The sequence below is a fragment of the Microbacterium sp. MPR-TSA4 genome (assembly GCF_058792815.1).
Map to the genome: position 1 here is coordinate 1 of NZ_JBXAFF010000018.1, position 9,765 is coordinate 9,765.

At 71.6% G+C, this 9,765-nt stretch carries 10 protein-coding genes and 1 riboswitch; of the genes, 8 read left to right on the forward strand and 2 right to left on the reverse strand.

Annotated features, from left to right (window positions below; all coding sequences use genetic code 11):
• The first annotated feature begins 32 nt into the window (after window positions 1-32).
• Complete coding sequence (locus AC1Q49_RS09185; RefSeq protein WP_101306749.1) at window positions 33-596, forward strand: GNAT family N-acetyltransferase; 564 nt, start codon at window positions 33-35, stop codon at window positions 594-596.
• 33 nt (window positions 597-629) lie between these two features.
• Window positions 630-1,493, forward strand: a complete 864-nt coding sequence (locus AC1Q49_RS09190) for an Fpg/Nei family DNA glycosylase (protein ID WP_492491759.1) — start codon at window positions 630-632, stop codon at window positions 1,491-1,493.
• A gap of 57 nt (window positions 1,494-1,550) precedes the next feature.
• On the opposite strand, the gene AC1Q49_RS09195 is transcribed toward AC1Q49_RS09190, so the two are convergent.
• Complete coding sequence (locus AC1Q49_RS09195) at window positions 1,551-3,302, reverse strand: glycerol-3-phosphate dehydrogenase/oxidase (RefSeq protein ID WP_492491761.1); 1,752 nt, start codon at window positions 3,300-3,302, stop codon at window positions 1,551-1,553.
• 131 nt (window positions 3,303-3,433) lie between these two features.
• Window positions 3,434-3,590: riboswitch (FMN riboswitch) on the forward strand.
• A 71-nt stretch (window positions 3,591-3,661) separates the two neighbouring features.
• Here AC1Q49_RS09195 and ribD point away from each other — a divergent pair.
• Genes ribD through ribH form a run of 4 tightly spaced genes read left to right on the forward strand, consistent with a single transcriptional unit; the run spans window position 3,662 to window position 7,132 of the window.
• Complete coding sequence (gene ribD / locus AC1Q49_RS09200) at window positions 3,662-4,741, forward strand: bifunctional diaminohydroxyphosphoribosylaminopyrimidine deaminase/5-amino-6-(5-phosphoribosylamino)uracil reductase RibD (protein WP_061782047.1); 1,080 nt, start codon at window positions 3,662-3,664, stop codon at window positions 4,739-4,741.
• The gene (locus AC1Q49_RS09205) at window positions 4,741-5,385 is read left to right on the forward strand and encodes a riboflavin synthase (RefSeq protein ID WP_101306752.1); all 645 of its coding nucleotides are present in this window, start codon (window positions 4,741-4,743) and stop codon (window positions 5,383-5,385) included. The genes ribD and AC1Q49_RS09205 overlap by 1 nt, the downstream gene beginning before the upstream one ends.
• Entirely contained in the window at window positions 5,382-6,662 is a 1,281-nt protein-coding gene (gene ribA, locus AC1Q49_RS09210; protein ID WP_191008966.1) for a GTP cyclohydrolase II, read from the forward strand. The genes AC1Q49_RS09205 and ribA overlap by 4 nt, the downstream gene beginning before the upstream one ends.
• On the forward strand, window positions 6,659-7,132 hold the full coding sequence (gene ribH, locus AC1Q49_RS09215; RefSeq protein ID WP_060961003.1) for a 6,7-dimethyl-8-ribityllumazine synthase: 474 nt from the start codon (window positions 6,659-6,661) through the stop codon (window positions 7,130-7,132). Before ribA ends, ribH begins: the two co-directional genes overlap by 4 nt.
• A 112-nt stretch (window positions 7,133-7,244) precedes the next feature.
• Here the strand turns inward: ribH and AC1Q49_RS09220 are convergent, their stop codons facing one another.
• The gene (locus AC1Q49_RS09220; protein WP_492491765.1) at window positions 7,245-7,529 is read right to left on the reverse strand and encodes a GIY-YIG nuclease family protein; all 285 of its coding nucleotides are present in this window, start codon (window positions 7,527-7,529) and stop codon (window positions 7,245-7,247) included.
• Between the two features lie 289 nt (window positions 7,530-7,818).
• On the opposite strand from AC1Q49_RS09220, the gene AC1Q49_RS09225 reads away from it, so the two are divergent.
• Both AC1Q49_RS09225 and AC1Q49_RS09230 read left to right on the forward strand, forming a co-directional pair.
• Complete coding sequence (locus AC1Q49_RS09225) at window positions 7,819-8,169, forward strand: hypothetical protein (protein WP_060961005.1); 351 nt, start codon at window positions 7,819-7,821, stop codon at window positions 8,167-8,169.
• Window positions 8,170-8,326: 157 nt separating this feature from the next.
• Window positions 8,327-9,721 carry an MFS transporter gene (locus AC1Q49_RS09230; RefSeq protein ID WP_492491767.1) on the forward strand — a complete coding sequence of 465 codons (1,395 nt, stop codon included), beginning with the start codon at window positions 8,327-8,329 and terminating at the stop codon, window positions 9,719-9,721.
• Window positions 9,722-9,765: the final 44 nt, after the last annotated feature.

Below are 9,765 nucleotides of genomic sequence, written 5' to 3' on the forward strand. Positions count from 1 at the left end.
GGTCCGGGGAGGGAGCGGGATAGGCTCGCTGCATGCAACCGGTGACGCTGAGAACGCAGCGGCTCGAGCTCTCGATCCCGACGGACGGCGATGTCGACGCGATCTTCGCGGCCTGCCAGGACGAGCTGATCCAGCGGTTCACCACCGTCCCCTCGCCGTACGAGCGCTCGCACGCCGAGGGGTTCGTCCGCAAGGCCGCGGGGTGGTGGGATGCCGGGACGGAGGCCACCTGGGCCGTGCGCCATGACGGACGACTGGTCGGCATGATCGGGCTGCACCGTCTGGCCGCGGGCTCCGGCGAGCTGGGCTACTGGATGACCGCGGACGCGCGTGGACGGGGGCTCGTGGTCGAGGCCGCCCGCGCGGTGCTCGACTGGGGTTTCTCGCCCGACGGCCTCGGACTCGTCCGCATCGAGTGGCGCGCCGTGGCGGAGAACCCCGCATCGCACCGCGTCGCGCAACGTCTCGGGTTCCGGTACGAAGGGCGTCAGCGCTCGGCGCTGGTCAACGGCGCGGGGATCCGCAGCGACGGCCTCGTGGCGGGTCTGCTCGCCGGCGACGATCGGGCGCCTCAGGCCTGGCCGGCATCCCCCTGACGCCGCGTCCGGGGGCCGTGGCAGGATGAGGTCATGCCCGAGATGCCGGAGGTGCAAGGTCTCGTCGACTTCCTCGGCACCCGCGCGTCCGGGCGCACCGTCGTCAAGATCACGGTCGCGAACATCGCGGCCCTGAAGACCTACGATCCGCCGATCGACGCCCTCGTGGGAACGACGATCTCCGGCGCGACACGGCGCGGGAAGTTCGTCGATCTCGCGACGGATGCCGGCAGCCATCTCATCTTCCACCTCGCGAAAGCGGGCTGGCTGCGCTGGTACGACGCCGTGCCCGACACGGTGATCCGCCCCGGCAAGACGCCCATCGCGCTGCGCGTCCGCCTCGACGACGGGTCGGGCTTCGACCTCACCGAAGCCGGCACCAAGAAGTCCCTCGCGGTCTACGCGGCGCGCGAGCCCGCCGACGTCCCCGGCATCGCGCGCCTCGGACCAGACCCGCTCGCCTCCGACTTCACGCGCGACACGCTCGCCTCCCTGCTGGCGGGCCGGCGCACCCAGATCAAAGGGGTGCTCCGCGACCAGTCGATCGTCGCGGGTATCGGCAACGCCTACTCGGACGAGATCCTCCACGCCGCGCGCATGTCGCCGTACGCGCTGGCGGCGAGTCTCACCGACACGGATGTGGACCGCCTCTACGACGCGATGCGCACGACATTGACGGATGCCGTGGCCACCGCATCCGGCAAGCCTCCGGCCGACCTCAAGGATGCGAAGCGACGCGGCATGGCCGTGCACGGCCGCCGCGGCGAGGCCTGCCCGGTGTGCGGTGCCGAGGTGCGCAGCGTCTTCTTCGCCGACAACTCCCTCGAGTACTGCCCCACGTGCCAGACGGGTGGCAAGCTACTGGCCGATCGGCGGCTGTCGCGACTGCTGAAGTGACGCGACGTCCGGGAACGCGAGCGCCGTAGCGGCGGAGCCGGTGCGGTCGCCGCGCGCTCAGCGCGCCACCGCCGGCTGCCAGGCCGGATCGGCGGCGTGCACCGCGGCGAGCGCGCGATCGACCTCGGCCGCCTGCGCGGCGGCATCCCACCCCATGACCGGTGCGATCGCGTCGGCGATCTCGACGGCGACGGTCCGGTCGGCGCGGCCCCGGAAGGCGAGATCGGTGCGACGCAGGAGCACGTCCTCGAGGTGCACGACCAGTTCGGTGCGGGCGAGGTGACGCAACTCGTCGCGCGTGTAGTCCGGCGCCGTCCGCAGGGGGACGTCGTCGGCGCCCGTCGCGGCGATGACCTCCGCGGCGGTCGTGCCGTAGCGATCGAGGAGGACGGCGACGCGCGCCGGGTCCACCGCGCCGGCGTGCGCCAGCACCCACTGTCGGCGGGCGCGCTCGGACGTCGGATAGCCGACGCCGCCGCCGATGGCGAGCCCCTTCGTCGTCCGTGTCCGCGGGCGGGCGAGCACCTCCAGCACCCGGTCGGTGAGGTGGGCGGCCGAGGCGCGGAAGGTGGTCCATTTGCCGCCCACGAGACTGAGGACGGTCGGCGCGTCGGTGCCGGGCATCCGCTCGGCCTCGATCCGGTAGTCGCGCGACACGAAACCGGGGGCCACGTCGCCGTGTCCGGGCAACGGGCGCACGCCGGCGAAGCGGTGCACGATCTGCGAGCGATCGACGGCGATCGTGGGGAAGACGTGGCCGATCAACTCGAAGAAGTAGTCGATCTCGTCGTCGGTGCACACGATCGGCGCGCCCATGTCGTGCTCGAGGTCGGTCGTGCCCACGAGCACGCGTCCCTTCAGCGGGTAGATGAGCACGATGCGGCCGTCGGAGTGCTCGAAGAACAGTTCGCGGCCGGCGGTCGCCTCGAGCAGTTCCTCGTTGTCCAGCACGATGTGCGAGCCCTTGGTCCCACCCATGTCATGCGTGTCGTCGCCGAGGGCGCGGTTGGTGAGGTCGGTCCACGGTCCCGACGCGTTCACGACGACGGATGCCGAGAACACGAACTCCGCTCCGGAATCGGCGTCGCGGAGCACCACCTTGCCGTCGTCGTGGCCGACGGCGGCCGTGTAGGTCGCGACGCGCGCCCGGTCGTCCGCCGCTCCGGCGCGCAGCCCGTCGCGCAGGACGTCGACCGCGAGCCGCTCCGGGTCGTGGAGGGAGGCGTCCCAATACGTCGCGGTGTAGCGGGTGGCGGGGTTGAGCCGCGGCAGCTGCCGAAGCGAGGCGGACCGGCCGTGGAACGCGTGGCGCGGCACCGCGCCTCCCCCGAAGAGTCCGCCGCCGCGGGAGAACGAGTCGTAGATCACGAGGCCGATTTTGATGAGCACCGCTCCCCGCTCCCGGCGCTTCCCGGCGCCGTGCCGGAGGAACCGCAACGGAGCCGACAGGACACCGGAGAAGGTCGAGCCGATCGGGATGGTCGTCTGCAGCGGTCGGACGTAGTGCGCCGCGGTCCGCAGCAGCGCGTTGCGCTCGGTGACGGCCTCGTGGACGAGGCGGAACTCGCCGTTCTCGAGGTAGCGGATGCCGCCGTGGATCATGTGACTCGAGGCCGCCGATGCTCCCGAGACGACGTCGCCGCGCTCGACGAGAGCCACGTCGACGCCCTGCAGTGCGAGGTCGCGGAAGGTCGCGAGCCCGTTGATGCCGCCGCCGATGATGAGCACGTCGGCGAAGGGGCGCTCACGAAGACGAGCCGCCCCGCGCACATCGTCGCTGCTCTGCGTGCCGCTGGTGTCGTGAGCCATCGTCGCCTCCCCGTCGTGTGTGCCTCCAGGCTAGGCCGCGGGGCGGGGAGATCGCTGGGCGGCCGCGCGGAATCCTCCGACCGACACGGAATGAAATCCGCATCCGCGCGTTGACTAGGATCAAGTGCAAGAAACGTGCTCCGGGGTCGGTGTGAATCCGAACCGGCGGTGACAGTCCGCGAGCCCCCTCTCACCAGGGGGTTGATCCGGTGGGATTCCGGAACCGACGGTGATGTGCGAAGGCCCTGCGGGGCCCGAGCGCTAGTCCGGATGGGAGGCAGCACGGACGACGATCCGTACGCGGACGCGTCGTCTGCGGTGTCGAACGCGCCCCCGGAGCCTCAGGTGGAGGACGACGGATGGCAGCGACAGACCGCGACGACACGGTGATCGACCGTGCCATGCGGCGCGCCCTGGAGATCGCACGGCGGGGCCCGCGAGGGGTCAATCCCCAGGTGGGGGCCGTCATCCTCTCTCCCGACGGACAGGTGCTCGCCGAGGGCTGGCATCGCGGGGCGGGCACGGCTCACGCCGAGGTGGACGCGCTCACCCGACTGACCGCACGCTCCGGCGCGGATGCCGCGCGCGGCACCACCGCCGTTGTCACCCTCGAGCCCTGCAATCACACGGGCCGCACGGGCCCGTGCAGCGAGGCGCTCATCGCTGCCGGCGTGGCCCGCGTGGTCTATGCCGTCGACGATCCCGGCGAGCAGTCCTCGGGGGGTGCGCAGCGGCTGCGCGCCGCGGGCGTCGAGGTGATCCGCGGCGTCGGCGGGGACGAGGGCGAAGCGCTGCTCGACTCGTGGTTGACGGTGCAGCGCCTCGGCCGACCGCACGTGACGCTCAAGTGGGCACAGTCCCTCGACGGGCGCGCGGCGGCCGCCGACGGCACGAGCCAGTGGATCACCGGTGCGCAGGCGCGGGCCGACGTGCACCGCCGCCGGAGCGTCGCCGATGCGATCCTCGTCGGCACGGGCACGCTGCTCGCCGACGACCCCGCGCTGACGGCACGCCGGCCCGACGGCACGCTCTACGACGACCAGCCGCGACCCGTGGTCGTCGGCACGCGCGCCACGCCCCTGGATGCCCGCGTCCGGCGGCATCCGCGCCCGTTCATGCAGGACGAGGGCGATGACCTCGCCGACCTGCTCGACCGGCTCCGCGAACTGGGCGCGCACCGCGTTTTCGTCGAGGGCGGACCGACCCTGGCGTCGTCGTTCGTCCGCGAGGGGCTCGTCGACGAGCTGCTCGTCTACATCGCGCCCACGCTGATCGGCGGACCGCGGCTCGCGGTCGGCGACATCGGCGTCGCGACGATCACGGGGCAGCGCCGGCTGGCCACGGCATCCGTCGAACGGCTCGGCGACGACCTGCTCATCGTCGGGCATCTGCGCTCGGCGCACGAGGCCCACACCGCGACCACGGAGGAAGAGGACTGATGTTCACCGGAATCATCGAAGAGCGCGGCGAGATCGTCGCGGTGGAACCGTCGGGCGACGGCGTGCGGATGACCGTGCGGGCGCCGCTGTCGGTGTCCGACGCCGGCCACGGCGACTCGATCGCGGTCAGCGGCGTGTGCCTGACCGTCGTCGACCAGGGCGACGACTGGTTCACGGCCGATGTCATGCGCCAGAGCCTCGACATGGCGACGCTGGGCGCTTTCGGCCCGGGAACCCGTGTCAACCTCGAACGCGCGATGGCCGCGCACGGGCGCCTCGGCGGACACATCGTGCAGGGGCACGTCGACGGCACCGGGACGGTGCTCGAGGTGCGGCCGGGTGCCGAGTGGCGCGTCATCCGCATCTCGCTGCCCGCGGAGCTCGCCCCCCTCGTCGTCGATAAGGGGTCGATCGCGGTCGACGGCGTCTCGCTCACGGTGTCGAACGCCTCCGATGCCGCGGCCTCCGAGGCCTGGTTCGAAGTGTCGCTCATCCCCGAGACGCTCGAGGCGACGACGCTCGGCGACCGGGTGGCCGGCGACCGCGTCAACCTCGAGACCGACATCCTGGCGCGTCACGTCCAGCGCCTCCTCGCTTTCACCCCGACCTCTCCCGAGAACACGAACGAAGGGGGCTCACGATGAGCCTGTCGACCATCCCCGAAGCCCTCGATGCCCTCCGCGCGGGGCGGCCGGTCATCGTCGCCGATGACGAGAACCGCGAGAACGAGGGCGACATCATCCTGTCGGCGCAGCTCGCGACGCCCGAATGGCTGGCATGGACCATCCGCTGGTCGAGCGGGTTCATCTGCGCGCCGATGCCCGCCGAGTGGGCGGACCGTCTCGACCTGCCGCCGATGGTCGCGGTCAACGAGGACGCCCGCGGGACCGCCTACACGGTCAGCGTCGACGCCGCCGACCGTGTCTCGACCGGGATCAGCGCCACCGACCGCTCGCACACCCTCAACGTGCTCGCCGACCCGGCATCCGTGCCGTCGTCGGTGATCCGACCGGGGCACATCCTGCCGCTGCGCGCCGTCGACGGCGGCGTGCGCGAGCGGGCCGGCCACACCGAGGCCGGGGTCGAGCTCATGCGCCTCGCGGGCCTGCAGCCGGTCGCCGCGATCGGCGAGGTGGTCGCTGAGGACGGGTCGATGATGCGGCTTCCGGGTCTGCTCGAGATGGGCGCTCGCGAAGGCGTGCCCGTCATCACGATCGAGCAGCTCATCGGCTACCTCGACGAGGTCGAGCCCGCGGCCATCGCGGCGCCCTCTCCCGCGGCGCAGAAGCGCCGGGTGAGCCTGCGCGCCGAGGCGACCGTTCCCACCTCGCACGGCACGTTCCGCTTCCTCGCCTACAAGGATCGCGTCACCGGCACCGACCACATCGCCGTCGTCTCCGGCGACCTCACCGAGGACGCCCCGCTCGTGCGCGTGCACTCGGAGTGCCTGACGGGCGAGGCCTTCGGCTCGCTCAAGTGCGAGTGCGGACCGCAGCTGGACGCGGCGCTGGATCGCATCGAGAAGGACGGCGGGGTCGTCGTCTACATGCGCGGACACGAGGGCCGGGGCATCGGTCTCATCAACAAGCTGCGTGCGTACAGCCTGCAGGAGCGGGGGCTCGACACCGTCGACGCGAACCTGGCTCTGGGACTTCCCGCCGATGCGCGCGACTACGCGGCGGCCGGCGGCATCCTCGCCGATCTGGGCGTGGACCGCATCCGCCTGCTGACGAACAACTCCGACAAGGTCAAGCAGCTGCGCGAGCTCGGACTGGATATCGTCGAGCAGGTGCCGCTGCTGGTCGGCGTCGGCGCCAACAACCACCAGTACCTGGCCACCAAGCGCGATCGCATGGGCCACATCATCAGCGCGGACGAGCTCGACGCGGCTCTCGCGCACAGCACGGAGGAGCACGCATGAGCGGCCACGGAGCCCCCCAGACCGCCCCGATCGACGCCACGGGACTGCGGGTCGTCGTCATCGCGGGCCTCTGGCACGACGTCATCACCGACGGCCTCATCGCCGGCGCGGAGCGCGTGCTCTCGGCATCCGGCGCGTCGTGGAGCCTCGAACGCGTCCCCGGCTCGTTCGAGCTGCCCGTCGCGGCGAAGGCGGCGCTGGACGCCGGTGCCGACGCGGTGGTGGCGCTCGGCGTGATCATCCGTGGCGGCACGCCGCACTTCGAGTTCGTCTCGTCCGCGGCCACCGACGGGCTCACCCGCGTCGCCCTCGACACCGGCAAGCCGGTCGGGTTCGGGGTGCTCACCCTGGACGACGAGCAGCAGGGCCTCGACCGCGCGGGTCTTCCCGCGTCGAAGGAGGACAAGGGCGCCGAGGCGGCGGATGCCGCGCTGCGGACGGCCCTGCTGCTGCGGCGCCTGCGCGGCTGACGCGCTGCGCGGGGGAACGCGTTTCGACTCGCTCCGCTCGCTCAACGACCGGGGGTGCGGAGTTCTCCACCCGGTCGTTGAGCGAGGCCCGCAGGGCCGAGTCGAAACGCCCTCAGTCGCCGCGATGGCGGGCACTCCACCGCCGCACCGCCTCGATACCGCCCTCGGCGTAGGCGAGACGTTTCGCGTGACTCCACCCCTGCAGCCGCTTCTCCCAGGCGAACGCGTCCGCGACGCGCGCCATCTCCTCGCTCCAGATCAGCTCCACGGGCAGACGCCGGCGCGTGTACACGGCTCCCTCTCCCGCCGCGTGCTGCGCGATGCGCCGATCGAGATCGATCGTGCTGCCCACGTAGAGCGTGCCGTCGGCGCACCGCAGCATGTAGACGAACGGCATCCCGCGACGGTACCGGGAGCCGTGCGGATGCCGGGGGCGTTGTCCACAGCCCGGGAACGCGTTTCGACTCGCTCCGCTCGCTCAACGACCGGGGGAGAGGGCGGACCTCACCACCCGGTCGTTGAGCGAGGCCCGCAGGGCCGAGTCGAAACGCCGCACGCGCACACACCGACGCGTTTCGACTCGCTGCGCTCGCTCAACGACCGGGGAGAGGGAACACGTTCGACTCGCTGTGCTCGCGCGGCGGGCGGGGGGCGCGGATCCGCACGCCATCAGTTAGGCTGAAGGCATGGAGATCCTGCGTCACGCCGTCGTCCTCGTCCACCTCACCGGTTTCGCGATCCTCTTCGGCGCCTGGGTCGTGGAGGCGGTGGGCCAGCGGCGCATCACGCGACTGATGACGTGGGGCATGGTCATCGCCGCCGTCGCGGGGCTCGCCCTCGCCGCCCCGTGGGGCATCGACCACCCGCTGAACTACACCAAGCTCGGCGTGAAGCTCATCGTGCTGCTCGCGATCGGCGCCGTCCTGGGCATCGGCACCGCGCGCCAGCGCAAGGCCGGCGCGGCACCGGCGGCCCTGTTCTGGCTCGTCGGCATCCTCACTTTCCTCAACGCGGCCCTGGCCGTGCTCTGGCGCTGACCCGGCGTAGACTCGATGGCCGTGCGCCGGGAACCTGCCGGCGCCCCGGTGCCCCCATCGTCGCGGCGCCCGCCGCACACACCCCTGCCCCGGACGCCCACCACCGGCGCGTCCCACGAGGACCTTCGACACCCCATCGATAGGTAGCTCACTCCGCATGTCCGCAGCCACCGCGGCCCCCGCCGCACCCGCCAACTCCCGCGCCCGCGTCATCACCGCGAGCCTCGTCGGCACCACCATCGAGTTCTACGACTTCTACGTCTACGCGACCGCCGCGGTTCTCGTGTTCCCGGTGCTCTTCTTCCCGACCGGCGACGAGACCACCGCCCTGCTGTCGTCGTTCGCCGTCTTCGGCGCCGCGATGATCGCCCGCCCGATCGGCGCCGTCGTCTTCGGTCACTTCGGCGACCGCTTCGGCCGCAAGGCCACGCTCGTCGCGTCTCTGCTCACGATGGGCATCGCGACCTTCCTCATCGGATGCCTGCCCACCTATGCCGGCATCGGTTGGTGGGCGGCCTTCCTGCTGCTGGTCCTGCGCCTCTTCCAGGGCTTCGCCCTCGGCGGCGAGTGGTCGGGCGCCGCCCTCGTGGCCACCGAGAACGCCCCGAAGGGCAAGCGCGCGTGGTACGGCACGTTCCCGCAGCTGGGCGCCCCCATCGGCTTCATCATCGCCAACACCCTGTTCCTCGTGATCAACTTCGCCCTCCCCCACCCCGACGGCCCCCTGCAGCGCTCGGACGCCTTCCTCTCCTGGGGCTGGCGCGTGCCGTTCCTGTTCTCTGCCGTGATGGTGATCATCGGTCTCTGGGTGCGTCTGAAGCTCGTGGAGTCGACGACGTTCACCGCGGCCGAGAAGAAGGGCGCGATCCGCCGGTTCCCGCTCGGCGAGGTCGTCCGCGGGCACGGGAAGAACCTGGTCCTCGGCACGTTCATCATGCTCGCCACCTACGTGCTCTTCTATCTGATGACGAGCTTCACCCTCGCCTACGGCACGAAGGCCGCCGACGCCCCCGTCCCCGGACTCGGCTTCGGCTACACCGACTTCGTGATCATGCAGATCATCGGTGTCGTGTTCTTCGGCGTCTTCACGCTGCTGTCGGGTCCCATCGCGGATGCCGTGGGGCGGCGGAAACTCCTCATCTGGGTGACCGCGCTGATCGGTGTGCTCGGACTCACCTTCAACGTGTTCCTCCTCCCGGCCGTCGACCCGAAGTTCACCGGCGCGCTCGTGCAGGCCTTCCTCGTGTTCGGCTTCATGCTGATGGGGGCCACCTTCGGGCCGATGGGCGCCGTGCTGCCGGAGCTCTTCCCGACCAATGTCCGCTACACCGGCTCGGCGATCGCGTACAACGTCTCGTCGATCCTCGGCGCGGCCATCGCCCCCTCGATCGCTCTCGGCCTCTGGGCCGCGGCCGGCGGCGAGCCGTGGCTGGTCGGCCTGTATCTGTCGGGTTCCGCGGTACTCACCCTCATCGCCCTGGTGCTGTCCCGTGAGACCAAGGACGTCGACTACGAGACGAACATCGGCCTGGGCGAGACCGGCTCGCTCTGAGCCTTCGGCGACGACCGGCGGATTGCCGCGGCCCGGGGGGCCCC